At 66.5% G+C, this 23,941-nt stretch carries 22 protein-coding genes and 2 pseudogenes; 19 read left to right on the forward strand and 5 right to left on the reverse strand.

What is annotated here, in order from left to right; genetic code table 11:
• Nucleotides 1-32 precede the first annotated feature (32 nt).
• Entirely contained in the window at nt 33-1,868 is a 1,836-nt protein-coding gene (locus ACPFMJ_RS17070) for a putative bifunctional diguanylate cyclase/phosphodiesterase (protein ID WP_424361125.1), read from the reverse strand.
• 226 nt (nt 1,869-2,094) lie between these two features.
• Between ACPFMJ_RS17070 and ACPFMJ_RS17075 the strand changes: the two genes are divergently transcribed.
• On the forward strand, nt 2,095-2,430 hold the full coding sequence (locus ACPFMJ_RS17075) for a rhodanese-like domain-containing protein (protein ID WP_424361126.1): 336 nt from the start codon (nt 2,095-2,097) through the stop codon (nt 2,428-2,430).
• Between the two features lie 12 nt (nt 2,431-2,442).
• On the opposite strand, the gene dgcA is transcribed toward ACPFMJ_RS17075, so the two are convergent.
• Complete coding sequence (dgcA, locus tag ACPFMJ_RS17080) at nt 2,443-3,426, reverse strand: N-acetyl-D-Glu racemase DgcA (RefSeq protein ID WP_424361127.1); 984 nt, start codon at nt 3,424-3,426, stop codon at nt 2,443-2,445.
• A gap of 134 nt (nt 3,427-3,560) precedes the next feature.
• Between dgcA and ACPFMJ_RS17085 the strand changes: the two genes are divergently transcribed.
• Genes ACPFMJ_RS17085 through ACPFMJ_RS17100 form a run of 4 tightly spaced genes read left to right on the forward strand, consistent with a single transcriptional unit; the run spans nt 3,561 to nt 7,101 of the window.
• Entirely contained in the window at nt 3,561-4,703 is a 1,143-nt protein-coding gene (locus ACPFMJ_RS17085; protein WP_424361128.1) for an ABC transporter permease, read from the forward strand.
• A gap of 11 nt (nt 4,704-4,714) precedes the next feature.
• Complete coding sequence (locus ACPFMJ_RS17090; protein ID WP_424361129.1) at nt 4,715-5,527, forward strand: ABC transporter ATP-binding protein; 813 nt, start codon at nt 4,715-4,717, stop codon at nt 5,525-5,527.
• 11 nt (nt 5,528-5,538) lie between these two features.
• A complete protein-coding gene (locus ACPFMJ_RS17095) occupies nt 5,539-6,444 on the forward strand; it encodes an MlaD family protein (protein WP_424361130.1) in 906 nt (301 codons plus the stop codon).
• A 36-nt stretch (nt 6,445-6,480) separates the two neighbouring features.
• A complete protein-coding gene (locus ACPFMJ_RS17100; RefSeq protein ID WP_424361131.1) occupies nt 6,481-7,101 on the forward strand; it encodes an ABC-type transport auxiliary lipoprotein family protein in 621 nt (206 codons plus the stop codon).
• Here the strand turns inward: ACPFMJ_RS17100 and ACPFMJ_RS17105 are convergent.
• Nucleotides 7,096-7,905: a methyltransferase domain-containing protein gene (locus tag ACPFMJ_RS17105; RefSeq protein WP_424361132.1), complete on the reverse strand. Its 810-nt coding sequence runs from the start codon at nt 7,903-7,905 to the stop codon at nt 7,096-7,098. The two genes, ACPFMJ_RS17100 and ACPFMJ_RS17105, sit on opposite strands and share 6 nt — an antisense overlap.
• A gap of 236 nt (nt 7,906-8,141) precedes the next feature.
• Between ACPFMJ_RS17105 and ACPFMJ_RS17110 the strand changes: the two genes are divergently transcribed.
• The 12 genes and pseudogenes from ACPFMJ_RS17110 (at nt 8,142) to murI (ending at nt 20,453) form a co-directional block, all read left to right on the forward strand.
• On the forward strand, nt 8,142-8,531 hold the full coding sequence (locus ACPFMJ_RS17110; RefSeq protein ID WP_424361133.1) for a 2Fe-2S iron-sulfur cluster-binding protein: 390 nt from the start codon (nt 8,142-8,144) through the stop codon (nt 8,529-8,531).
• A gap of 240 nt (nt 8,532-8,771) precedes the next feature.
• Nucleotides 8,772-9,821, forward strand: coding sequence for an NAD(P)/FAD-dependent oxidoreductase (locus ACPFMJ_RS17115; protein ID WP_424361134.1), 1,050 nt, complete (start codon nt 8,772-8,774; stop codon nt 9,819-9,821).
• A 2-nt stretch (nt 9,822-9,823) separates the two neighbouring features.
• Complete coding sequence (locus ACPFMJ_RS17120) at nt 9,824-10,501, forward strand: 4'-phosphopantetheinyl transferase family protein (RefSeq protein ID WP_424361135.1); 678 nt, start codon at nt 9,824-9,826, stop codon at nt 10,499-10,501.
• A gap of 165 nt (nt 10,502-10,666) precedes the next feature.
• Nucleotides 10,667-11,707, forward strand: a complete 1,041-nt coding sequence (locus ACPFMJ_RS17125; protein ID WP_424361136.1) for a linear amide C-N hydrolase — start codon at nt 10,667-10,669, stop codon at nt 11,705-11,707.
• Nucleotides 11,708-11,803: 96 nt separating this feature from the next.
• Nucleotides 11,804-12,166, forward strand: coding sequence for a hypothetical protein (locus ACPFMJ_RS17130; RefSeq protein ID WP_424361137.1), 363 nt, complete (start codon nt 11,804-11,806; stop codon nt 12,164-12,166).
• Between the two features lie 201 nt (nt 12,167-12,367).
• Nucleotides 12,368-13,126 (forward strand): ribosome maturation factor RimP, encoded by a 759-nt coding sequence (gene rimP / locus ACPFMJ_RS17135; RefSeq protein ID WP_424361138.1) that lies wholly within the window; start codon nt 12,368-12,370, stop codon nt 13,124-13,126.
• 2 nt (nt 13,127-13,128) lie between these two features.
• Nucleotides 13,129-14,716: pseudogene (nusA, locus tag ACPFMJ_RS17140) on the forward strand (transcription termination factor NusA).
• Between the two features lie 5 nt (nt 14,717-14,721).
• Nucleotides 14,722-15,471: an RNA-binding protein gene (locus tag ACPFMJ_RS17145; protein WP_424361139.1), complete on the forward strand. Its 750-nt coding sequence runs from the start codon at nt 14,722-14,724 to the stop codon at nt 15,469-15,471.
• Nucleotides 15,464-18,099 (forward strand): annotated as a pseudogene (gene infB, locus ACPFMJ_RS17150) (translation initiation factor IF-2). Before ACPFMJ_RS17145 ends, infB begins: the two are co-directional and overlap by 8 nt.
• Before the next feature lie 196 nt (nt 18,100-18,295).
• A complete protein-coding gene (gene rbfA / locus ACPFMJ_RS17155) occupies nt 18,296-18,676 on the forward strand; it encodes a 30S ribosome-binding factor RbfA (protein ID WP_424361140.1) in 381 nt (126 codons plus the stop codon).
• Nucleotides 18,677-18,682: 6 nt separating this feature from the next.
• Nucleotides 18,683-19,585, forward strand: a complete 903-nt coding sequence (gene truB, locus ACPFMJ_RS17160; RefSeq protein ID WP_424361141.1) for a tRNA pseudouridine(55) synthase TruB — start codon at nt 18,683-18,685, stop codon at nt 19,583-19,585.
• Nucleotides 19,586-19,652: 67 nt separating this feature from the next.
• Nucleotides 19,653-20,453: a glutamate racemase gene (gene murI / locus ACPFMJ_RS17165; RefSeq protein ID WP_424361142.1), complete on the forward strand. Its 801-nt coding sequence runs from the start codon at nt 19,653-19,655 to the stop codon at nt 20,451-20,453.
• Here the strand turns inward: murI and ACPFMJ_RS17170 are convergent.
• Nucleotides 20,432-21,685, reverse strand: a complete 1,254-nt coding sequence (locus ACPFMJ_RS17170; protein WP_424361143.1) for a cytochrome-c peroxidase — start codon at nt 21,683-21,685, stop codon at nt 20,432-20,434. The genes murI and ACPFMJ_RS17170 overlap by 22 nt on opposite strands.
• A gap of 184 nt (nt 21,686-21,869) precedes the next feature.
• On the opposite strand from ACPFMJ_RS17170, the gene ACPFMJ_RS17175 reads away from it, so the two are divergent.
• Nucleotides 21,870-22,247 carry a hypothetical protein gene (locus ACPFMJ_RS17175; RefSeq protein WP_424361144.1) on the forward strand — a complete coding sequence of 126 codons (378 nt, stop codon included), beginning with the start codon at nt 21,870-21,872 and terminating at the stop codon, nt 22,245-22,247.
• A 33-nt stretch (nt 22,248-22,280) separates the two neighbouring features.
• Here the strand turns inward: ACPFMJ_RS17175 and ACPFMJ_RS17180 are convergent, their stop codons facing one another.
• Entirely contained in the window at nt 22,281-22,481 is a 201-nt protein-coding gene (locus tag ACPFMJ_RS17180; RefSeq protein WP_424363898.1) for a CsbD family protein, read from the reverse strand.
• A 257-nt stretch (nt 22,482-22,738) separates the two neighbouring features.
• Between ACPFMJ_RS17180 and ACPFMJ_RS17185 the strand changes: the two genes are divergently transcribed.
• A complete protein-coding gene (locus ACPFMJ_RS17185; protein ID WP_424361145.1) occupies nt 22,739-23,923 on the forward strand; it encodes a hypothetical protein in 1,185 nt (394 codons plus the stop codon).
• Nucleotides 23,924-23,941 lie beyond the last annotated feature (18 nt).

A 23,941-nucleotide genomic window follows, 5' to 3' on the forward strand; every position in this document is an offset into this window, starting at 1 on the left:
GCGCTTTTCTTTTTGAGGGATCGTCGCTGCGATCACATGAAGGAGGGCGCGGCGAGCTGGCGCTTCTCCTCGACCGCCGGCCGCTCCTCGGCCCGGCCGTAAAGCGCGCCCTGGAAATATTCGACGCCCCAGTCGCGCAGGATGCGAGCGGTCGCCTCGTCCTCCACCCATTCCGCGACGACCTTGAGCGACAAATGCCGCGCGAGATCGATCAGCGTGCGCACGAAGAAGCGGTCGTCCGCCGACGTCGCGATGTTCTGAATGAAGGCGCCGTCGATCTTGACGATGTCGAAGGCGAGATCGCGCAGGCTGCGGAAAGAGGTGTGGCCCGCGCCGAAATCGTCCATGGCGACCTTCACGCCGAGCTGCTTGCAGGCGGCGATGAGGTTCTTCGTCGTCTCGAAATCCTCGATCATGCAGGTCTCGGTGATCTCGACGATCAGCCGGTCCGGGATCGAGGGATTGACGCCGATGGCGGCGGCGAGGCGGTCCGGCCATTCCGGATCGAGCACCGTGTTCATCGAGCAGTTGACGGAGACGCGCAGTTCCGGCTCGGCGACGAGGCGCTCCATCACCAGCTCCATCACGCGCTGGTCGAGGAGGCGCACGAGACCGGCCTTCTCGGCGACGGGCAGGAGCGCGCCCGGCGAGATCGCCGCGCCATCCGGCAGGCGCACGCGCAGCAAGGCTTCATGGAAGGCGACGTCGCCCGTCGCGGCGTTGACGATCGGCTGAAAGGCCAGCTCGACGCGGCGGTCGTTCAGCGCCGAGACGATGTTGTCGGCGACTTGCAGCGCGCGCAGGCGGGCGTCCTCGCGGGCGAGCGAGGAGGTGTAGGCGACGAAGCGCTTGCCGGCGCCCTGGCGGGCGACGTCCAGCGCCTCTTCGGCGTGCTGGAAGAGGACGCGCGGCTGGCGACCCTCGCGCGGGCCGATGACGCCGCCGATGCGGATCGTCGCGGGAATGGCGCCGGCCGAGGTCTCGAAAGGACGGCTCTTGACGAAGTCGAGCAGGCGGTTCGCGACGGAAAGCGTCTGCTCGGTGTCGCAATTTTCCAGAACCAGCGCGAATTTGTTGCCGGCATGGCGGGCGACCACGTCGCAGGTGCGGACATTGTCGCGCAGGCGCCTGGCGAGGCCGGCGATGACTTCGTCGCCAGCGTCGTAGCCATAGGTGCGATTGAGCGAGAAAAGATTCTCCAGCGCGACGAGCAGCACGGCGAAAGGCTTGCGCGTCCGCTCGGCCTGCACAAGGAAGCGGTTCACATGCTCGGAGAGCTGGGCGCGGTTGAGCACGCCGGTCAAGGGATCGATTTGCGAGCCGAGCGCGAGCTTGCGCTCCATTTCGTGACGTTCGGTGACGACGCGCACGACGCCATGGGCGCGCGCGGGGCGGCCGTCTTCGCCGGCGTACCAGCGGCCGGTGTCCTCGACCCAGACGACCGGGCCCGGGCCGAATTCGCGCGGCTGACTGAGCGCATAGACCGTCTGATAGGCGACGCCGTCGCCGCGGTCGATCTGGTCCGACTGCACGATGGCGTCATAGCGTGAGGCCCCGCCTTCGCGAGCCACGCGCTCGCCATAAGCGAGGCCGGTGCCGAGGTCGCTGCTGGCGATGGGGCCGAGAATCTTGGCGAGGTTCGGCCCCCAGGTCAGGCGATCCGTGCCGATGTCCCAGCTATAGACCACCTCTCCGATGGAGGCGAGAATCTGACGGGGATCGGGGCCGGTGACGACGGGCTCGGGGGTGACGACAGGCGCAGCGGCGGGCTGGGGCGCCGCCTGAAGGGGCGCCTTGAGAATCGAAGAACGAATAGAAGTCGCAACCGGCGCCTCGGCGCCGCGATTTGCGATGTGCCGCAATTGCATTTTCCCAAACCTTCAGCACAGGGCCTCGATGCCTTTTCGTTATGGCGGCCAAACGTAAATTCGGCGTTGCGACATTGCGCGGGAGTGGCGACAATTTCTTGTGAGTTCCGAAGGATAGGGGCGCCGCCCCTGTTATGACGCGATGATTCAAGCCTTTTCGCGCGCTGGACGCCATGGGATGGGCGTGGCATTGATCTGTGGACAAGCTTTGTGGAGTCTTAAACGGATGACCGCCTCCCCCTTCAACGATATCGGGCTCGACGAACTCAAGGCCGGCCTCGCCGCCGGCTCGATCCTGCTCGTCGACGTGCGCGAGGCGGACGAATACGCCGCCGGCCATATCAAGGGCGCGCTGTTCAATCCGCTCTCGCGCTTCGATCCGTCCAAGCTCCCGGTCGCGGGCGAAGGCCAGAAGGTCGTGATCTATTGCCGCTCCGGCCGCCGCTCGGTCTCGGCCATGGAGCAGGCGCGCCTGTCGGGGCGGCGCGACGCCGACACGCATTTCGGCGGCGGCATCCTCGCCTGGCTGGGCGCCGGGGAGCCCGTCGAGCAGGGCATGTAATCGGCCTCTCAATCAGCCCCAGAGCTGGGGCGGCGGGGGCGCCATCGTCGAGCCCTCATAGATAAGGCCCGGCTCCCGGTCCTTCGCCAGCAGCAGCGGCCCGTCGAGATCGACGAAGGCCGCCATCTGGCCGATAAGGCTCGCGGGCGCCATGGCGAGCGAGGTGCCGACCATGCAGCCCGCCATGATCTCGAAGCCCATCTTGCGGGCGGCTTCGGCCATGAGCAGGGCCTCGGTCAGGCCTCCGGTCTTGTCCAATTTGATGTTCACAGCGTCGTAGCGGCCCTGGAGCGCGGCGAGCGAGGCCGTCTCATGGGCGCTTTCGTCCGCGCAGATCGGAATGGGGCGGGCGACGCGCGCCAGCATCTCGTCCTGTCCGGCGGGCAAGGGCTGCTCCACCAGAGCGACGCCGAAGCGGGCGCAGGCGTTGAGCTGGGCTTCGAGCGTCTCCTCGCGCCAGGCTTCATTGGCGTCGACGATGAGCCGAGCATGTGGGGCGCCTTCGCGCACGGCGGCGAGGCGTTCTTCGTCGCCTTCGCCCGCAAGCTTGATTTTCAGCAAGGGACGGTCGGCGGCCTTCAGCGCCGCGGCGCGCATTTCCTCGGGCGCGCCCACGGAAAGCGTATAAGCCGTGACGAGCGGAACGAGGCGCTCGAAGCCAGCGGTTCGAAAGGCGCGGCTCCCGGAACGCTTCGCCTCGAGATCCCACATCGCGCAATCGACGGCGTTGCGCGCCGCGCCCGCCGGCAGCAGACGCTGCAAGGCGGCGCGGTCGGCGCCGGCCTCAATCTCGCCGCGAACGCGCTCGATGGTTGCAACCACGCTCTCGACGCTCTCGCCATAGCGGGCGTAGGGCACGCATTCGCCGCGGCCCACCGCGTCGCCGGCGCGCAAAGTCGCCGTCACGACCTTCGCCTCGGTCTTCGCGCCGCGCGAAATGACGAATCGCCCGGCGATGGGGAAGGCTTCGACGGCCAGAGTCATCTCGATCCGCACATTGGGCTCCGCTTTACGTTCCCGAGGCTTGTGGCGCCACGTCGGGCTGTGCGCTGGCGCGCTTGTCGACCGCATGTCACGAAGTTAAGACGATTTGCAAGGCTCTGACCAAACCCGATCCCAAACGAGGCCTTATGGCTGTCGACGCTGCGCAGATTCCCCCGGACGTTTCGCCCCTCGAGGGCGGCGCGCGTCTGGCGCTCGCCGGCGACTGGACGCTCGCCGCCTCGCGGCGCCTCGAGGAGAAGGCTCAGGAGATCGTCGATCTCGGCAGCCGCGAAAATTTCGTCACGATCGATCTCTCCCGCGTGTCGCGCCTCGACACGGCGGGCGCCTGGCTCATCAACCGCTCGCGGCGCATGCTCGCCGGCGCCAATGTCGGCGTCGCGCTCGAACATGCGCGCCCCGAACACGACATTATGCTGGAGGAAGCGGCCTATCGGGACTTCGAACCTCCCGCGCGGAGCCGCGTTCCCGCGCTTCTCCAGCTTCTCGAGGATTTCGGCCGCGCGGTCGTCTCGGGGCTGATGGAGTTCTATCGCGGAGTCTCCTTTCTGGGCGAATTCGTCGCCGCCATGGTCTATGTGGCGACCCATCCGAGAAATTTCCGCTTCACCTCGCTCGTCGCGCATATGGAGCTGATCGGCCTGCGCAGCGCGCCGATCATCATTCTGATCAATCTCCTCGTCGGCGGCATCGTCGCGCAGCAGGGCATTTTTCAGCTCCTGCGATTCGGGGCGTCGAGCTACACGGTGAGCCTCATCGGCATTCTCGTGCTGCGCGAACTCGGCGTGCTCTTGACGTCGATCATGATCGCGGGCCGTTCGGGCTCGGCCATCACCGCCGAGATCGGCTCCATGAAGATGCGCGAGGAGATCGACGCGCTGCGCGTGATGGGCCTCTCGGTCATCGAAGTCCTGATCGCGCCGCGCGTGCTCGCGCTCGTCATCTCCCTGCCGATCCTGACCTTCATCGCCGACATGGCGGCGTTGTTCGGCGGCATGCTCGTCTCCTGGAGCTATGGCGGCATCAGCCCTGTCGCCTTCGCCTCGCTTCTCAAGGAGGCGATCGCCTTCCACACTTTCATGGTCGGCGTCATCAAGGCGCCCTTCATGGCGCTGGTGATCGGCCTCATCGCCGCGATGGACGGGCTCTCGACGCAGGGGTCCGCCGAATCGCTCGGCCGGCAGGTCACGTCGTCCGTGGTGAAATCGATCTTCATGGTGATCGTGCTCGACGGCCTTTTCGCCATCTTCTTCGCCGCCGTCGATTATTGAGCGCCGCGCCGATGACCCTCCTTCACAAACAAGGCCGCGCGCCGGAGCCCTCGCAGGACGAGGTCATCATCAGCGTCCGCGACCTCGTCGTGGGCTTTGGCGAGAAGCTCGTGATGAACGGGCTCAATCTCGACGTCTATCGCGGCGAGGTGCTGGGCTTCGTCGGCGGTTCGGGGCAGGGCAAGTCCGTGTTGACGCGCGCCATACTGGGCCTCGTGCCGACGCGCGCGGGGTCGATCCGCATTTTCGGCAAGGATCGCGACAGGCTGCCCTCCGCGGAGCGCAAGGCGCTGGAGCAGCGCTGGGGCGTGCTCTTCCAGAACGGGGCGCTCTTTTCCGGCCTCACCGTGAAGCAGAACATCCAGATGCCGATGCGTGAGACGCGCGACCTCTCGCCGCGGCTGATGGACGAGCTGGCCATGCTCAAAATCCAGCTCGTGGGCCTCAAGCCCGACGCGGCGGACAAATTTCCGTCCGAATTGTCCGGCGGCATGGTCAAGCGCGCGGCTCTTGCGCGGGCGCTGGCGCTCGACCCCGAACTCGTATTCCTGGACGAGCCGACATCGGGGCTCGACCCGATCGGAGCCGCCGAATTTGACGAGTTGATCGCAACGCTGCAGGAAACGCTCGGGCTCACTGTGTTCATGGTGACCCATGACCTCGACAGCCTTTATTCCGTCTGCGACCGCATCGCCGCGCTCGCCGACGGCAAGGTCATCGCACAGGGGCCGCTGGAGACCCTGCTGCGCTCCGAACATCCCTGGCTGAAGGCCTATTTCCACGGGGTTCGCGGCGGGCGCCTCGTCGCCGCGATTCCCGACTGAGAGGACGACGCATGGAAACCCGCGCCAATTACGCCCTGATCGGCGCCTTCACGCTGGCGATGATCGTTGCGGCGTTCAGCTTCGTCTACTGGTTCTCCGGGCCGAGCCAGATCGGCAAGCAGGAGATCTATCAGATCGTGTTTTCGGGCTCGGTCTCGGGCTTGTCCCGCGGCTCGTCGGTGCTCTTCAACGGCGTGAAGGTCGGCGAGGTCACGCATCTCGCCATTGCGGAGAAGGACCCGAGCAAGGTCGACGTTCTGGTGAAGATCGACCAGCGAACGCCGGTCAAGACCAATACGCGCGCCCGTCTGGAGACGCGCGGCTTCACTGGCGTGGCGGACGTTCTTCTCGTCGGCGGCACGCCGGGCGCGCCGGATCTCGTGGCGCAGCAAGGGCAGCGTTATCCCGAGATCCAGGCCGAGCGCTCCGAGATCCAGAACCTCCTGGGCAACGTGCAAAACCTTTCCACCAAGGCGGCGGAAGTGCTCGTGAAGCTCGACAAGCTTCTCGACGAGAACAAGGACACGATCAGCGGCACGCTGAAGAATGCGGAGGCCTTCACCAAGACGCTCGCCGACAATTCCAACAATATCTCGTCCTTCATCAAGGACGCCGCCGAGGCGGCGCATTCCTTGAAGCCCGTCGCGGCGCGTCTCGACAGTTTCCTCGCCACGGGCGAAAAGACGCTGAAGGCGATCGATCCCAAGCAGATCAAGGCGATTACCGGCAATGTCGCCAGCGCGTCGAACAATCTGAAAAGCTTTTCAGCGACCGGGTTGAAGCAATATGAGCAGCTCGCCGTCGACGCCCGCAAGGCGGTCGACACGCTCGACCAGGCGATCAAGTCGATCGAGCGCGACCCCTCGCAATTCATCTGGGGACCCTCGCAGACGACGCCCGAATATCGCGGCCACTGAGCTTTGTGAGATCCGCTCGATCGGCTAGAAGGGCGAATGCTGTTCAGGCTGTGGCGGTTAGGCGAAGGCGGCAAGATGGAGAGGCGGTGGGCAGGCATCCGGCTCGCGAAAGCGGGCGCGCTTTGCGTCGCGCTGGCGCTCGCGGGCTGCGCCCAGCCGCCCGGGCAGGTCTTCGACCTCGCCGGCTCGGCCGCGATCACGCGCGTCTCCGCGACGTCTGCGGGCGGGATCACCGTCCGTCCGCCGATCGCCGTCGCGCCGACGAGCACGAATCGCATCGTGGTGCGCGACGTGGATGGCAGCGTCTCCATTCTCCCGAGCGTCGGATGGTCGGAGCCCCTGCCGCGCCTCCTTCGCGAGCGGCTGATCGAAGCGTTGCAGCGCGCCGGCGTCGCGGCGGCGCGGGTTTCGGGAAGCGGCCGCGCGCTCGCGACCGACATTCGCCGCTTCGAGATCGACGTTGCGCGCAATGTCGCGGTCGTCGAGATTTACGCGCGCATCATCGACGAAAACAGCGGGGCCGAGCGCGCCGGGCAGAACGTCGTCGGCGAAGCCCCCGCGCCGGACCATACGGGCGCGCCCGCCGCCATGGCGCTGACCGAAGCGGCAGGAGAAGCGCTGTCGCGCGTCGCCTCATGGGCGCGCGGCAAGCTATGACCCTTTGACGGTTCCCCAGCGCTCGACGATGGTCAGGCAGGCGAGAAAGACGCCCGTTTGCGAGGCACGCTCGGCGGCCGCGCGCCATTCCCGGCCGGTTTCCACGGAGAACAGGCCCGCCGCGACGCAGTTCTCCTGAAGCCGCGTCAGGTCGAAGACGACTTCCGCTTCCTCGAAGCGCGAGAAAGCCAACACATGCGCCCGGCAACCGATGTCAGCGATCCCGGCTCTCTCGAACAGCGTCCCCAATTCGCGGCCTATGAAGGGATGGGCGATCGATTCGAGCCATTTATCCGCCACCTTGCAGTTCGTCGCGCCGTCTCCGTTATAGAGAACGAAGGTTCCCCAATCGGGCTCCGTCGCGACGACGCGCCCGCCCGGCCGCACCACCCGCGCCATCTCGGCGACGGCCGCCGCCGGGGCGGCGATATGCTGGAGCGAGCGGTCGATGCGGGCGCCGTCGAAGGCGTCGTCGGGAAAGGGAAGGCGATCCGCGTCGCCTTCGAGAAAGGAGGCGTTGCCGAGCCCTGCGGCCCGGGCGCCTGCGAGATCGAGAAAGGCGCGGCTCCTGTCGACGCCGATGAAGGCCGCGTTCGGATGGGCCGACGCCATGCGCATGACGTCGAAGCCGACGCCGCAGGCGACGTCGAGATATGTCTTCCCCGGCGCGAGGCCGAGCGACGTCCACGAGCGTTCCTTATAGGCGCGGAAAGCCGGCAGGTCGTTCATGAAATCGAGGCAATGGACCAGCGCCGCCCGCAGGGGGCCGTCCGCATCCCGGAAGGCGAGAGCGACATCGGTCATCGGGAACCTCCTCGAGCCTTATCGAAAAACGGCTCCGCGACTTTACGACGACCGCGGACCCTGCCTCGCAAATGCGACGCCCCGGTCAAGGAGGGGCTAGCGTCGCAAACGGGCCGGTGCTAATCGAGCGCAGCCAAAAATGGAAGTTCGGCAGGGCCGAACGCGGGTAAGCGCCGACGTCCGCAATTCAATTGGCGGGCGAAAGGCGCGGCCGGACAGGGGAAGAGACGGGCGTCATGGTGAAGATGAGCTTCGACGACACGGCTGCACGCTACGGCGCCGAACCGGGCGGCGGCGCGCCGACCAAGGTCAAGATCACTTTCGTCGATTCGAACGGCCAGTCGCGCACGGTCGAGGGCGAGGTCGGCTCGACGGTCATGGAGACCGCGCGCCGCAACGACATCCCCGAGATCGCCGCCGAATGCGGCGGCGCCTGCGCTTGCGCCACCTGCCACGTCTATGTCGATGAAAAGTGGACCGAAAAGGTCGGCAAGCCGTCCCAGATGGAAGAGGACATGCTCGACTTCGCCTTCGACGTGAAGCCGAATTCGCGCCTCTGCTGCCAGATCACGGTGCGCCCGGAGCTCGACGGGCTCGTGGTCAACACCCCCGCCCAGCAGGGCTGACGGGACATATGCGACGCTGCGGCGGCTTCAGGCCGCTGCGGTTTGGCGTTGCATCTTCCAACGAATGCTATAGACGAACGCGAGCGGCGGCGGATGGATCATCCGCCGGTCGGCTGGCCGCGTTCAAATCCTCCCCGATTGACCGCCAGGCCGTTTCCGATCGCCTGCGAGGGTGTTTCGCCGCCCTCCGCCGTCCATGCGTGCGGCGGCTCGCGCCGCCTCGAGACAAGGATTTAAGACATGAACCAGCTCAACGAAGCCGCGATCGAAACCGATGTCGTCATCGTCGGCGCCGGCCCGGCCGGCCTTTTCGCGGTGTTCGAACTGGGTCTTCTCGACATCAAGTGCCATGTGATCGATATTCTGCCGCGCGCCGGGGGGCAGTGCTCGGAGCTTTATCCCGAGAAGCCGATCTACGACATTCCGGGCCTGCCCGAGATCAGCGGCCAGGGCCTGACGGACAATCTTCTCAAGCAGATCGAGCCCTTCCAACCGACCTTCCATTTCAATGAAATGGTCGAGACGCTGACCTCGCTCGGCACGCCGGAGAAGCCCTCCTTCCGCCTCACCACCGACGCCGGCAAGGTTTTTCTGGCCAAGGTCGTCATCATCGCGGCCGGCGGCGGCTCGTTCCAGCCCAAGAAGCCGCCGATCCCGAAGATCGAGCAGTATGAGGGCAAGTCCGTCTTCTACGCGGTCCGCCGCATGGAGGATTTTCGCGACAAGGACGTCGTCATCGTCGGCGGCGGCGACTCGGCGCTGGACTGGACGCTCAATCTCCAGCCGATCGCGCGCAGCCTGACGCTCGTCCATCGCCGCGACGCCTTTCGCGCCGCGCCGCATTCCGTCACGGCGATGCAGGAGCTTGTCGCTTCGGGCAAGATCTCCTTCAAGCTCGGCCAGATCACGCAGGTCGAGGGCGTCGATGGCGAGCTGTCGACCGTGCTGCTCAAGGGCAATGACGGCGTGGAGGAGAAGCTCTCCTGCCACCGCATGATGCCCTTCTTCGGCCTCACCATGAAGCTCGGCCCCGTCGCCGAATGGGGCTTGCAGCTCAACGAGAATCTGATCCCGGTCGACACCGAGAAGTTCGAGACGAGCCACCCGGGCATCTTCGCCGTCGGCGACATCAACTATTATCCGGGCAAGCTGAAGCTGATCCTCTCTGGCTTCCATGAGGGCGCGCTCGCGGCGCAGAAGGCGCATCGCTACATCTTCCCGGACAAGAAGCTGCTGTTCCAATACACGACGTCGTCCACGAACCTACAGAAGAAGCTCGGCGTCTCCTGATCGTGGACGTCGCGGTCCGGGCGCTGAACCTCGCGGGCGTCGCGCCCGCGCAATGGGCGGCGCTCGCTGAATTGCTGAATGACGAGGAGCGCGCCCGTGCGGAGCGCTTCGCTTTTGAGGAAGACCGTCAGGCCTATGTCGCCGCGCATGGATTGCTGCGCGTCGAACTCTCCCGGCGCGTCGATCTTCCCCCGCAGGAATGGCGCTTCGGCGTCAGGGCGCACGGCAAACCCTACCTGCTCGATCCGCCGCGGGACCTGCGCTTCAACATGTCGCACACGCGGGGCATGGTGGCCGTCGCCCTCGCCGAGGGCGTCGAGATCGGCGTCGACGTCGAACCCTCGGATCGCCGCGCGGAAAGCATGAAACTCGCAAAGCGCTTCTTCGCGCCCGAGGAAGTCGCGCTGCTCGCCGCCGTCGAGGGGGAGGCGCGGCGCGATATGTTTTTCGCGATCTGGACGCTGAAAGAGGCGGTGGTGAAGGCGACCGGGCAGGGTCTCTCTCGCGCGCTCGACAGTTTCGCCATCTCGCTCGATCCGCCGCGCGTGACGATGCGCGACGGATCGGCCCTCGAATGGAGCGCCGCGCATTGGCGAAGCGGATCGTTCCATTTTGCCCTCGCCGCGCAAGCGCCGGTTAGGGCTGATTTCAGCGAGGTCCAGGCGTCGGCTTTGCTTTGACCGCAAGCCGCGCGATGCTTGTCGGGCTTTTCGACCGATGGACAGGCTCCGTCATCGACGAGGAGCAGCGCGACGAAGCGATCCAGCGCCAAACCCAGAGCTCCGGACAGGTCGGCCTGGATTGCTTCGCTTCGCTCGCAGCGACGGGCTACAAAGGAACCCGCAATGAAAAAATCCATTTTCAGCATCGCTCTCGGCGCCGCTCTTTCCCTCTCGGCGCTCCCCGCCGACGCCTGCACGCGCATCCTTTATGAGACGGGGACAAAGTCCTACCTTGTCGGCCGCTCCATGGACTGGATGGTCGACACCCAGACCGACCTCTGGGCCTTCCCCAAGGGCATGGCGCGCGACGGGGGCGTCGGGCAGGGGTCCATCAAATGGACCGCGAAGCACGGCTCCGTCATCAGCGCTTTTTTCAATGTCGGCACGGTCGACGGCATGAATGACGCCGGCCTCGTGGCGAATGTGCTTTATCTCGTCGAAAGCGACTATGGCGACGCCGCCGCGAGCAAGAAGCCGAAGCTCTCCATCGGCGCCTGGGGGCAATATGCGCTCGACAATTTCGGCACGGTCGCGGAGGCGGTGACGGCGCTTCAGAAGGAGCCCTTCGTCATCGTCGCGCCCGATCTGCCTGGCGGCCACAAGGCGGGCGCGCATCTCGCCATCGCCGACGCTTCGGGCGACAGCGCGATCTTCGAATATCTCGGCGGCAAGCTCGTCATCCATCACGGCCCGCAATATACGGTCATGACCAATTCGCCGAGCTACGACCAGCAGCTCGCCATCAACACCTATTGGAACACGGTGGGCGGCCTGCAATTCCTGCCCGGCACGGCCCGCGCGGCCGACCGCTTCGCGCGCATCAGCTGGAATCTGAACGCCGCCGCCAAGGAATCCGATCCGAGGCTCGCGACGGCGACGACCTTCTCGCTGATCCGCGCCATCTCCGTGCCGCTGGGAATCGCTGATCCCAAACAGCCCAACATCGCCTCGACCGTCTGGCGCACGGTCTCGGACGAGCAGGCCAAGCGCTATTATTTCGAGAGCGCCTATAATCCGGCGATCTTCTGGGTGGATCTGGAAAAGGTCCTCCCGGCTGCGGGCGGAAAACCCATGAAGCTCGATCTGAGCGGGCGGCCTATGCTCTCGGGAGAAGTCTCGGATAAGTTCGTGGCGGCGGAGCCGTTCAAGTTTTTGTCAAAATAGCGTCGCATCCGCTGCATTATGGGGAGTGGCGCGAGCGGGGGTCTCGCTCGCGCCTTCGTCTTTTTATTTTTCCGGCAGGGCCGGGAGCCGGTTGGAATGAGAAAAACAAGCCTCTGTCTCGCCCTGTATCTGACTTTTTCCGCCGGAGCGGCGCGGGCGGAAACGGCGAAGGCCGCCGATGAGCTGAACGGCTGCGTCGAGCGCGCGAAGGTCGAAAAATTTATCTCGTCGCACAACTTCGCGGAATTGCTCCGGGGAGAGACTTCGGACGGCAAGACGCAGGCCATCTGGACCAGCGGGTCGAAAGTCCTGATCCTGAACTATGTCAGGCCCGCCGAAGGGAAGATGGACGAGCTCAAGACGATATGCGTCGTCGGTTCGATGTCGAAGGTGAACTTCAATTTCGCCGTCATCGAGCGGCTGGTTCAGTCTGCGGCGGAGTCGCTGAAGACCAAATAGGCCGCCGGCGGTCCCAGAGCGCAGCCGGGCGGCGCGGAACGGCTTCCCGCCTCTTTCCCTTGCCTCTCCCCGCCCTTCGGGTGTATAAGGCGTCAAATTCCATCTCATAACGATCATTCCCGGATGGTCGCCGTTGAGAGTGGGCCCCTGCGGGGGACCCGCTCTTTTTTGTTTGGCGAACCCGAAGCGCAGGAACCAGGCTTGACCGAAAACGCCGCACCCATCGACGCCGCCCTCGACGAGCCGCGTCTCGTCTCCGAGACGGGCGTCGCCGCGCGCGTGGCGCATCTCTCCGAGCCGGTGCTGGCGCAACTCGGCTTCAGGCTCGTCCGCGTCAGGCTGATGCAGCAAAACGGCCAGATCCTTCAGATCATGGCCGAGCGGCCCGACGGGATCATGACCATCGACGATTGCGAGGCGGCGAGCCAGGCGCTCTCCCCGGAGCTCGACGTCGCGGACTTCATCTCCGGCGAATACCGGCTCGAAATCTCCTCGCCCGGCGTCGACCGCCCGCTGGTGCGCGTCTCCGATTTTCTCCGCGCCGTGGGCCACGAGGCGCGCGTCGAGCTGACGCATCCGATCGAGTCGGGCCGCAAGCGCTTTCGCGGGATCATCATGGGCGTCGAGGGCGAAGGCCGCGCCGCGAAGGCGACGATCGAACGCAACGACGCCCGCGCCGACGAAGAGAAGCTCGTCACGCTGCCGCTCGCCGATCTCGACGAGGCCAAGCTGATGCTCACCGAGGCGCTCATCCGCGCATCGCTGCGCGCCGGCAAGCTCGAACAGGCCGCGCAGGAAGACGAGACCGCGGCCGAAGAAGAGCGTCCGCGCCGTGGGCCCGGGCGCTTCCGCGGTCCGCAGAAGACCAAGGCAAAGCCGCTGGTCCCGGCCGGCGTGCAGACGCATTTCAAGAAAGGTCCGGGGCCAAAGCCCCGTTCCGCCCGCTCCGAGGGAGAGTGATCATGGCCGTCAGCGCCAATCGACTTGAAATTTTGCAGATCGCCGACGCCGTCGCGCGCGAGAAGTCGATCGACCGCACGATCGTCATCGCCTCGATGGAGGACGCGCTGCAGAAGGCGGCGCGCTCGCGCTACGGCCAGGAAACCGAAGTGCGCGCCGAGATCAATCCGCGCACCGGCGAGGTGCGCTTCTCGCGCCTTCTGCTCGTCGTCGACCGCGTCGAGAACGACGCGACGCAGATTTCGATCGAGGACGCGCGCAAGCGCAATCCCGCCGCGCAGCCCGGCGACTGGATTTCCGAGACGCTGCCGCCTTTCGATTTCGGCCGCATCGCCGCGCAGTCGGCCAAGCAGATCATCGTGCAGAAGGTGCGCGAGGCCGAGCGCGACCGCCAGTATGACGAATACAAGGACCGCATCGGCGAGATCGTGAACGGCGTCGTCAAGCGCGTCGAATATGGCAACGTCATCATCGATCTGGGCCGCGGCGAAGGCGTCATCCGCCGCGACGAGATGATCCCGCGCGAGATGTTCCGCCCGGCGACCGCGTGCGCGCCTATGTCTACGACGTGCGCCGCGAGCAGCGCGGGCCGCAGATTTTCCTCTCGCGCACCCATCCGCAGTTCATGGCGAAGCTCTTCAAGCAGGAAGTGCCGGAAATCTACGACGGCGTGATCGAGGTGAAGTCGGTCGCGCGCGATCCGGGCTCTCGCGCCAAGATCGCCGTCGTGTCGCGCGACTCCTCGATCGATCCGGTCGGCGCCTGCGTCGGCATGCGCGGCTCGCGCGTTCAGGCCGTCGTGCAGGAATTGCAGGGCGAGCGCATCGACATCATTCCCTGGTCGGCGGACGCCGCGACCTTCATCGTCAACGCGCTTCAGCCGGCGGAAGTCGTGAAGGTGGTGCTCGACGAGGATTCGTCGCGCATTGAAGTCGTCGTTCCCGACGACCAATTGTCGTTGGCGATCGGCCGCCGCGGCCAGAACGTCCGTCTGGCGTCGCAGCTCACCGGCTGGGACATCGACATCTGACCGAGGCCGAGGAATCCGAGCGCCGTCAGCGCGAATTCGAGGAGCGCACCCGTGTCTTCATGTCGGCGATCGACGTGGACGAGGTGGTGGGCCGCCTGCTCGCCTCGGAAGGCTTCCGCTCCGTCGAGGAGCTCGCTTATGTCGAGCTGCCCGAGCTCGCCTCGATCGAGGGCTTCGACGAGGAGACGGCGAACGAAATCCAGACCCGCGCCCGCAACTATCTCGAGCGCGTGGAGGCCGAGAACGAGGCCCGCCGCAAGGAGCTGGGCGTCGCGGACGAACTGCGCGAGATCGACGGCATGACCACCGCCATGATGGTCAAGCTGGGCGAGAACGACGTGAAGTCGATGGAAGACTTCGCCGGCTGCGTGCCGGACGATCTCGTCGGCTGGTCGGAGAAGAAGGACGGCGAGACGACGAAGCATGAAGGCTTCTTCGAGGGCATCGACCTTTCCCGCGAGGAAGCCGAAGCCATGATCATGGCCGCGCGCGTGCGCGCCGGCTGGATCGAGCAGGCCGCCGAGACGGCCGAAGAAGAAGCGCCGGCGGAGGGCGAATAAGCATAGTGACGGCCTTGGCGGAGAAAGAGCGCGAGTCCGAGCGGACCTGCATCGTCACGCGGCGGCGCGAGCCGCCCGAGGCGATGATCCGCTTCGTGCGCGGACCCGACGGGGTCATCGCGCCGGACATCCGCGCGCGCCTCCCGGGCCGCGGCGTCTGGGTCGGCGCCCGCGCGGAGCTCGTCGCCGAGGCCGCGAAAAAGCGGATCTTCGCCAAGAGCCTCAAGGAGCAGGTAGAGACGCCGCCGCAACTTGCTCAGGACGTCGACCGGCTGCTGGAAGCCGATTGCCTGCAGATGCTGGGGCTCGCCAACAAGGCGGGCGCTGTCACGGCGGGCTTCAACAAGGTCGCGGACCTGCTGGCGAAAGGGTCCGTCGCGATCCTCGTCGAGGCGCACGACGGCGGGGCCGACGGCAAGCGCAAGCTGCGTCAAAGCGCCCGACGCGCCGAAAGCGCGAGGGCGCGGGAAAACGATGGCGTTCCGCCCATCATCGGCTTATTTACTTCAAGCCAATTGGATTTGGCTTTAGGACGCACAAATGTGATACATGCTGCGCTCGCCTCCGGCGGGCCGGCCATGAGTTTTCTATCGCGATGCCGCCGACTGGCGGCCTATCGGGGCGTGACGCTGGACGGCGCGCCCCTCGCGGCGCAGATGATGCGGGACGAACAACCGGACGCTGGCGGGCGACCGGACGAGACTGTGGATGTTATTGGGTCGGAAGCGGCCGAGGATCGGAAGCTGGATGAGTGAGAGCGAGAACAGCGACAAAACCCTGACTGTCGCGCCGTCGAAGACGTTGCATCTGAAGCAGCGGCCGGCCGGGGAGCAGGGCATGGTGCGCCAGAGCTTCTCCCATGGCCGCTCGAAAGTGGTCGTGGTCGAGAAGGTGAAGCGTCGCGCGCCGGGTCATGGCGAGGCGCCGCAGAAACCCGCTGCGGCCGCGCCCGCCGCGCCGGCGACGCCCGCGCCCGCGCCTTCCGCGCCGCCGCCGCGCGCCGAGCGCCAGGCGCCCGCGCCGCGTTCCGGCTCCGGCATGGTGTTGCGGTCGCTGACGGACGAGGAGCGCGAGGCTCGTGCACGCGCCCTGGTCGACGCCCGCGCCCGTGAGGAAGACGATCGCCGTCGCGCCGAGGCTGAGGCCAAGGCCCGCGCCGAGCGCGACGAGCGCGAGCGCGCCGAACGCGCAGCCGCCGAAGCGCGCAAGCGCGAGGAGGAGGAGCGCCTCGCCCGCGAAGCCGAGTCGAAGCGCAAGGCCGAGGAGGAGGCGCGTCGCCGCCTGCCGCAGGACGCCGCCGCCGCTCCGGCCGCCGCGCAGGCCCCCGCCGCCCAGCCGCGCGCCGCGGCCCCGGCTCCCCGTTCGTCCGCGCCGGCTCCCGCCGGCCGCACGCCGGGTCAGGCCGAGCCCGTCAGGCGCCCGCCCGTTCGCACCATTGGCGGCTTCACGCCGCCCGCGCCGCCCCGTCCCGCGCCGTCGCGCAGCGGCGGCATGAAGGATCGCGGCCGCTTGACCGTCTCCACCGCCACGGCGGGGACCGACGAGGAGCGCACGCGCTCCGTCGCCTCCTTCAAGCGCCGTCAGCAGCGTCTGTTCCGCGGCCAGGCGGAGCAGAAGGAAAAGATCTCGCGCGAAGTCGTGCTGCCTGAAACGATCACGATTCAGGAGCTCGCCAACCGCATGTCGGAGCGCGCGGTCGACGTCATCCGCCTGCTGATGAAGCAGGGCGCGATGCACAAGATCACGACGTCATCGACGCCGACACCGCCCAGCTCGTCGCGGAAGAGATGGGCCACACGGTCAAGCGCGTCGCCGAGTCGGACGTCGAGGAAGGCCTCTTCGATACGCCGGACGTCGAGGGCGATCTCGTATCGCGCGCCCCGGTCGTTACGATCATGGGCCATGTCGACCACGGCAAGACCTCGCTGCTCGACGCCATCCGCCAGCGAACGTCGTCTCCGGCGAAGCGGGCGGCATCACGCAGCACATCGGTGCCTATCAGGTAACGGCGCCGAACGGCGACAAGATCACCTTCATCGACACGCCCGGCCACGCGCCTTCACCGCCATGCGCGCCCGCGGCGCCAAGGTGACCGACATCGTCGTGCTGGTCGTGCCGCCGACGACGGCGTCATGCCGCAGACGATCGAGGCCATCAATCACGCCAAGCGCCGCGGCGTGCCGCTCATCGTCGCGATCAACAAGATCGACAAGCCCGACGCCAAGCCCGAACGCGTGCGCACCGAGCTGCTCCCATACGAGGTGCAGGTCGAAAGCATGGGCGGCGAAACGCTCGAAGTCGAGGTCTCGGCCAAGCAGAAGACCAATCTCGACAAGCTGCTCGAAGCGATCGCACCTGCAGGCCGAAGTGCTCGACCTCAAGGCCAACCCGATCGCGCCGCCGAAGGCACCGTCATCGAGGCGCGTCTCGACAAGGGTCGCGGCCCGGTCGCGACCATGCTGGTCCAGCGCGGCACGCTCCACGTCGGCGACATCATCGTCGCCGGCACGGCAATGGGGCCGCGTCCGCGCGCTTCTCGACGATCAAGGGCGCGACAAGGCAGGAAGCCGGTCCGTCCTTCCCGGTCGAGATCCTCGGCTTCAACGGCACGCCCGAGGCCGGCGACCGCGTCGCGGTGGTCGAATCCGAGGCGCGCGCCCGCGAGATCACCGAGTATCGCGAGCGCCTGAAGCGCGACAAGCTGCCGCGCGCGGCGGCTCGGCGCGCGGCTCGCTCTCCGACATGATGCAGCAGCTCAAGACGCTGGCCGCAAGGAGTTCCCGCTCGTCATCAAGGGCGACGTTCAAGGCTCGGTCGAGGCTATCGCCGGCGCTTTGAAGAAGCTCGGCAACGACGAGGTCGCCGCGCGCATCGTGCATGCGGGCGTCGGCGGCATCACCGAGTCGGACATCGCGCTGGCGCCGAAGCTTCCGGCGCCGTTGTCATCGGCTTCAACGTCCGCGCCAACAAGGAAGCGCGCGAGGCCGCCGAGCGCTCGGCATCGAAATCCGCTACTACAACATCATCTACGATCTCGTGGATGACGTGAAGGCGGCCATGTCCGGCCTGCTCTCGCCGACGCTGCGCGAGACTATGCTCGGCAACGCGCGATCCTCGAAGGTCTTCGACATCTCGAAGGTCGGCAAGGTCGCGGGCTGTATCGTCACCGACGGCAATGTCGAGCGCGGCGCCAATGTCCGCCTCATCCGCGACAACGTCGTCGTGCACGAGGGCAAGCTCTCGACGCTCAAGCGCTTCAAGGACGAGGTCAAGGAGGTCACGCCGGCCAGGAATGCGGCATGGCCTTCGAGAACTATCAGGACATGCGCGCCGGCGACGTCATCGAGTGCTACCGCGTCGAGCAGATCAAGCGGACGCTGTAAGCGCTTACGCGTCATGGCCGGGCGCGAAAGCCATCGCGCGGGCTTGCTTGCGCAACATGCGGGGTTATGAACGGCCCGCCTTTTTTATTTCCACGGTTGGAGCGTGGATGCCCGCGTCGCGCGCGGGCATGACGCCGCGGCGTAAAACCAATGTCCAAAAAACCCATCACCGCCGGCGAAAGCGCCGTCGCAGCGCATGTTGCGCGTCGCCGAACTCATCCGCCACGCCACTTTCGCAGAGCTTCTGTCGCGCGGCGAAATCAACGATCCCGTGCTCGAGAAGCACGTCGTCACCGTGTCGCGCGTGAAGATGAGCCCCGACCTCAAGCTCGCCACGGTCTACGTCATGCCGCTCGGCGGCAAGGACGAACCGGAGGTCATCGCCGCGCTCGACCGCCACAGGAAATTCCTGCGCGGAGAGATCGCGCATGAGGTGAACCTCAAATTCGCCCCTGAAATCCGTTTCCGCATCGACGACAGTTTCGACACGGTCTCGCGCATCGACGCGATCCTCAATTCAGAGCGCGTGAAGCGTGACCTCGAAGCGCCCAACGACGACGCCGAAGACAACGCCTGAGACATCATGAGCCAGAGAAGATCCAATCGCGCCGTCGTTGACGGCTGGGTCGTGCTCGACAAGCCGGTGGGGCTGACCTCGACGCAGGCGGTCTCGCGCCTCAAGCGCATCTACAACGCGCAGAAGGCGGGCCACGCCGGCACGCTCGATCCGCTGGCCTCGGGCATTCTCCCGGTCGCCTTCGGCGAAGCGACGAAGACCGTGCCCTTCGTGCAGGACGGCGAGAAGGCCTATCGCTTCACCGTGCGATGGGGCGCGGAGAGCAATACCGACGATTCCGACGGCGAGATCACGCGGACGAGCGACAAGCGGCCCGAGCGCGCCGAGATCGAACGCCTCATGCCGCAGTTCATCGGCGACATTCTGCAGACGCCGCCGCAATTCTCCGCGATCAAGATCAGCGGCCAGCGCGCCTATGACCTCGCGCGCGAGGGCGAAACCGTGGAGCTGAAGGCGCGCGCCGTCACTATCCATTCCTTGACGATCGAAGAATTTACCCCGGAAGAGACCGTCTTCTATATGGAGTGCGGCAAGGGCGCCTATGTGCGCGCCATCGCCCGCGACCTTGGCCGCCTCATGGGCTGCTACGGCCATGTGACGGCGCTGCGCCGCACGCGCGTCGGGCCGTTCATCGAAGAAGATTCCTTCACGCTCGACGAGATCGAGAGCCAGAACATGGCGGGCGACGCGCTGCTCTCCGTCGAGGCGGGCCTCTCGGAGCTCCCCTGCATCGTCGTCGACCGAGATACCGCTGCGCGGCTGCGCCGCGGCGGCTCGGTGATCCTGCGTGGCCGCGACGCGCCGGCCGAGGGCGTGGTTTACGCGGCCTGCGGCGGGGTGCCGGTGGCTTTCGGCCAGGTGATCGAGGGCGCGCTGGAGCCCTCGCGCGTGTTCAATCTGCCGTTCTGAATCTTTTAATCCGGCAGCCTATCATGGCGGGGCGCGAGCGATTCGCGCCCCGCAACCGTTTCGGCCGATGACCAAACCGCCCAAAATCCTCGTCTTCGACTCCGGCCTCGGCGGCCTCACGGTCTTCGCGGAGGTCATCAAGCTCCGCCCCGGCGCGGATTTCGTCTATTGCGCGGATGACGCGGGCTTTCCCTATGGCGGCTGGAAAGAGCCGGACCTCATCAACCGCGTCATGCAGGTGATGGAGAAGCTCATCGCCGAGCATGCGCCGGACATGGTCGTCATCGCGTGCAACACGGCCTCGACCATCGTGCTGCCCTATCTACGCGTGCATTGGCCGCAGCTTCCCTTTGTCGGCACGGTGCCGGCGATCAAGCCCGCCGCCGAGCGGTCGAAATCGCACCTCATCTCCGTGCTCGGCACGCCCGGGACCGTGAAGCGCGACTATACGCAGAACCTCATCGCGCAATTCGCCGCGCATTGCCGCGTGACGCTTGTCGGCTCCGCGAACCTTGCGAAACTTGCCGAGGCGCAGATGCACGGGCAGGGCGTCTGCGACGAGGATATCGCCGCGGAAATCGCGCCCTGCTTCGTCGAGGCCCATGGCGCGCGCACAGACGCGGTGGTGCTCGCCTGCACCCATTACCCGCTGCTCGTCGAGGATTTCCGTCGCCTCGCGCCCTGGCCGGTCGACTGGATCGACCCGGCTCCCGCCATTGCGCGCCGCGCCGACTCGCTGCTGCGAGAGGAGGGCGTCGAGGAGAGCTTCGCCAAAAAGGGCCATGCGCGCGCGGTCTTCACGAGCGGCGCGAAGCCAGACCCGCAATTGCGCGCGACGCTGGCGCGCTACGGGCTCGTCGCGGGCTGAGGCCTGTCGGTCAACGTTTCCAGAAAGGCCGTGATCGCATCGATTTCTTTCTCCGAAAGTCGCGGCTTCTCGCCCGGCTTGCGGTCGTAGGGAACTTCGTCCGTGTTCACGGCGCCGCGATATTCGGCCGGCAGATCGTTGAACTTCTCCACCTTGCCATTCGCGCCCTTCGGATACCAGCGCGCCGGGTCCGTGTCGCGCGTCGCGTAAAAAGCGACGACGTCGCGCAGCTTCGTGAAGACGCCATTGTGCAGATAGGGGCCGGTTACGGCGACATTGCGCAGCGTCGGCACCTTGAAGGCGCCGCAGACGGTGTTCACGTCGAAGTCTGCTGGCGCGAATTTGTCGAGGCCGGGCCGTTTGCACAGACCGAGATCCGGCGTCGTCGCGGTTGCTGCGATGGCCGCGTTCTTGGGCGCGCCGAGCGCGTCATAGGTGAAGTCGGTGAAAAGCCAGTCCTTCGGGTCGCGCGACTCTTCCTTGCCCACATGGCAGGCGAGGCAGTTGCCTTTCTTCGGATCCTTGAAAAGGTCGAAGCCCTTCTGTTCGAGGGCGGAGAGCTTTGCTGTCCCCCGCAGATAGTCGTCGAATTTAGACGCGAAGGGATGGAAGCGCGCGCTTGCTTCGAAAGCGACGACGGCTTGCGCCAGTTTCTCGAAGGCCTTGTCAGGGTCGTCGAATATCTTGTCGCCATAAACCTCCCGCGTGAGCGGCGCGTAGGCGCCGTCGCGGATCGTCTCGACCGCGAAGCGCTTGGAGGGCGCGTTCATCTCGAGCGGATCGAGCAGCGGCCCCTCGAACTGCGCGAGAAGGTCGCTCGCGCGACCGTCGAGAAACTGGCCGCCTGCGGGAACCTTCTCGACCTTGCCCGTTTCCTCGTCCTTGTCGTCGATGAAGCCAAAAGGCGGCGCGAAGGAGGAATACATGATGGTCGGGGTATTGCGCTTGCCGAGCGACTCAGGTTTGGAGCCGCGCGCCACGGCCGGAACCGGCGAGCCGTTCACGCCCTGAAAGGCGGTCGACGCGTCGTGGCAGGACGCGCATGAGACGCCGGCGGGGCGCGACAGAGTTTTGTCCTCGAAGATACGCTTGCCGAGACGCTCCAGCGGGGTCAATCCGGCCTCGTCCGCAGCCGTCCGCGGCCCCGCATCGAGCGCTCCGGCCCCGACGGGCGAGAGGGACGTCAGCGCGAGGATCAGCGCGACGCGAAGACTTGAATATCGGGAAAACATCGCCGCTCGCTTCTGCCAAGTGTTTCATTGGATTCTAGAAAGAGCGTTTGTGGCGCGTCAATTTGGGTAACTTGGATTTCTTCCAGGCAAGGCTGCGTTCTGTCGTCGCGCCTCGTGCGCCGGCGCATGGCCAATCGAACTGCCTCGCGTGACGATATCTGCGCTTAAAGAGGGGAGCCACGATATGCGACAGACGAAAGCTGCGTTGATTTTCCTGCTGAGCCTGGCGGCGTCGCCGGCGCTCGCCGATTGCGATTTCGACCTTGCGGCGGAAGAGGCCAAGGTCGCCGCAGCGAAGGACTGCGGCGAAGCCTACAAGATATATGAAGCGTGCATCTGGGGCTCGACGGCGGACGTGCAGCGCGGCGCGATGGTGCAGGAGCTTTGTGAGAAGGGCTTCGTGTCGAAGCACAGCGGCGCGCTGAAGAAGAATTACGAGCGCCGCATCGGCGTCTGCGAACGCAAATACCAAAAACAGGAAGGCACGATGTATCGCTCGATGGAGGCGGTCTGCGCCGCCGGAAGCGCGCATGATTTCTGGAAAAAATACGGATCGAAATAGGAAGGGCGGCCGTATCCGGCCGCCCGACTGGTTTTACTGGAGCGTATTCAGCCAGTCGTCGACATTCCGCTTCGCCTGGTCCTTGCCGATCCCGTATTTCTCCTGGATCTTGCCCTCGAACTGCTCGCGGCTGCCTTCCATCTTGTCGATTTCGTCGTCGGTCAAATCGCCCCACTTCTCCTTGATCTTGCCCTTGAACTGCTTCCAGTTTCCTTCGATGCGGTTCCAATCCATCATGATCGGTCTCCTGTCGGATGAATGGCGCCATGATTTTGGCGCACGCTCGGCGGATAATTCGGAAAGTCCGCCCGGTGCGCCCAAAACGCGGCATTCAGCCCGGTGTTCCGGCGCGAGCGGGGCTTAAGAGGCGAATAACCGCCACAATTTATGGTTTTGATTCGGTCAAGGGCCCGCCGGGAACGACCCCGGCGCGCGGCTGGCCGCGACTTTTCCCGCCGACTTCGGCGGCCACGACACGCAAGTGGGCAGGCATGACGACGCAAGTTGACGACAAGGAACTCATGGCGGCTTTCGCCGAGTTCAAGGAACTTCTCAAGCGCGACGCGGAGCCGCCGAGCGACTCCAATGCGCCGGCCGTGACGCTGGAGCCGCAGTTCGGCGCCGCGCAGGGGACGGAGCCCGTGGCCCCGCCGCCCTTCCCGGCGCTGGACGCCGATCTGGCGGATTTCGGCCCGCCGCCGATCTCGCAGGCGTCGAGCGGCCCGTCCGACTGGGCGCCTCCCTCTGGCGCGGCCGAGGATCCGCTCTTCGCCGCTCGGCAGACCATCGTGAACAACAACAATCGCGAGGATGGCGGTCGCCGGAAGCTGATCTACGCGTCGGTCGCCATCGTCATCGCCGGCCTTGCGGCCCTCGGCTGGACGCTCGCCAAATGGCGCGCCCCGGCGGAAGATCCCGCAATCGCCGATCTGGAAGCCCCGGCTGAGCCGGAGGCCGCCCCGGCCGATCAGGCCGCGCTCGACGCCGCCGACCTCGCCAAGGAGCCCGAGGCGCCCGCCGCCGAGGGCGAAGCTGCGCCGCCGCAAAGCGCCGAACTGACCCCGCCCGCCGCCGAGGAGCCGGCGGCCGACGCCGCATCCGCCCCGGAGGCCGCCGTGCCGCTGCCGGCGGTTCCCGTCGTCCCTGCGGCGCCCGCGCCTGTCGCGGCGGCCCCAAAGCCGGCGGCTCCCAAGCCTATCGCCGCGCAACCCGTCGCGCCGCCGCCCGCTTCGCCAGCGCCGGCTCCCCTCGCGCGCGCCGTCGCCCCTGTCGCTCCCGCGCCGGGCGCGGCTGTCGCGCCGCTTCCGGCGGCTTCCGGCGGCGCCGTCGCCAAACTGACGCCGCCCGCCGCGCCAGCGGCGCCCGCCAACCGCTTCACGGCCCCGCCGCCCGAGCCCGAAGCCGCGGCCGCCGAGCCGGCGAATGCAGACCCGAAGCCGGCCGCCGCCAAGCAGGCGAAGCCCAAGCCCAAGCCCGTGGTCGCCAAGAAGCCGAAGACGCACAACGCGCCGGCGGCCCCGGCGACGGAAGCCGCCGCGGCGGCGCCCGAGCCGCTCCCGGCTCCGCCGCCGCCCCCGGCACCCCAGAGCGAGGGCGGCGCCTTCGGCTTCATGAAGCGCGCCGTGAATTCGGTGGGCTCCGCCATCGGCAACGTCAGCCGCAGCGTCATCCCTTAAAACGCTCAGCCATTTGCC

The organism is Methylocystis parvus, assembly GCF_049675845.1.
Lineage (GTDB): Bacteria > Pseudomonadota > Alphaproteobacteria > Rhizobiales > Beijerinckiaceae > Methylocystis > Methylocystis parvus_A.

Bases quoted from the DNA above. Each gene is read 5' to 3' on its own strand.
- ACPFMJ_RS17070 (WP_424361125.1), bottom strand. From the start codon at position 1,868: ATGCAATTGCGGCACATCGCAAATCGCGGCGCCGAGGCGCCGGTTGCG.
- ACPFMJ_RS17075 (WP_424361126.1), top strand. From the start codon at position 2,095: ATGACCGCCTCCCCCTTCAACGATATCGGGCTCGACGAACTCAAGGCC.
- ACPFMJ_RS17085 (WP_424361128.1), top strand. From the start codon at position 3,561: ATGGCTGTCGACGCTGCGCAGATTCCCCCGGACGTTTCGCCCCTCGAG.
- ACPFMJ_RS17090 (WP_424361129.1), top strand. From the start codon at position 4,715: ATGACCCTCCTTCACAAACAAGGCCGCGCGCCGGAGCCCTCGCAGGAC.
- ACPFMJ_RS17095 (WP_424361130.1), top strand. From the start codon at position 5,539: ATGGAAACCCGCGCCAATTACGCCCTGATCGGCGCCTTCACGCTGGCG.
- ACPFMJ_RS17100 (WP_424361131.1), top strand. From the start codon at position 6,481: ATGCTGTTCAGGCTGTGGCGGTTAGGCGAAGGCGGCAAGATGGAGAGG.
- ACPFMJ_RS17105 (WP_424361132.1), bottom strand. From the start codon at position 7,905: ATGACCGATGTCGCTCTCGCCTTCCGGGATGCGGACGGCCCCCTGCGG.
- ACPFMJ_RS17110 (WP_424361133.1), top strand. From the start codon at position 8,142: ATGGTGAAGATGAGCTTCGACGACACGGCTGCACGCTACGGCGCCGAA.
- ACPFMJ_RS17115 (WP_424361134.1), top strand. From the start codon at position 8,772: ATGAACCAGCTCAACGAAGCCGCGATCGAAACCGATGTCGTCATCGTC.
- ACPFMJ_RS17125 (WP_424361136.1), top strand. From the start codon at position 10,667: ATGAAAAAATCCATTTTCAGCATCGCTCTCGGCGCCGCTCTTTCCCTC.
- ACPFMJ_RS17130 (WP_424361137.1), top strand. From the start codon at position 11,804: ATGAGAAAAACAAGCCTCTGTCTCGCCCTGTATCTGACTTTTTCCGCC.
- rbfA (WP_424361140.1), top strand. From the start codon at position 18,296: ATGTTGCGCGTCGCCGAACTCATCCGCCACGCCACTTTCGCAGAGCTT.
- truB (WP_424361141.1), top strand. From the start codon at position 18,683: ATGAGCCAGAGAAGATCCAATCGCGCCGTCGTTGACGGCTGGGTCGTG.
- murI (WP_424361142.1), top strand. From the start codon at position 19,653: ATGACCAAACCGCCCAAAATCCTCGTCTTCGACTCCGGCCTCGGCGGC.
- ACPFMJ_RS17170 (WP_424361143.1), bottom strand. From the start codon at position 21,685: ATGTTTTCCCGATATTCAAGTCTTCGCGTCGCGCTGATCCTCGCGCTG.
- ACPFMJ_RS17175 (WP_424361144.1), top strand. From the start codon at position 21,870: ATGCGACAGACGAAAGCTGCGTTGATTTTCCTGCTGAGCCTGGCGGCG.
- ACPFMJ_RS17180 (WP_424363898.1), bottom strand. From the start codon at position 22,481: ATGGATTGGAACCGCATCGAAGGAAACTGGAAGCAGTTCAAGGGCAAG.
- ACPFMJ_RS17185 (WP_424361145.1), top strand. From the start codon at position 22,739: ATGACGACGCAAGTTGACGACAAGGAACTCATGGCGGCTTTCGCCGAG.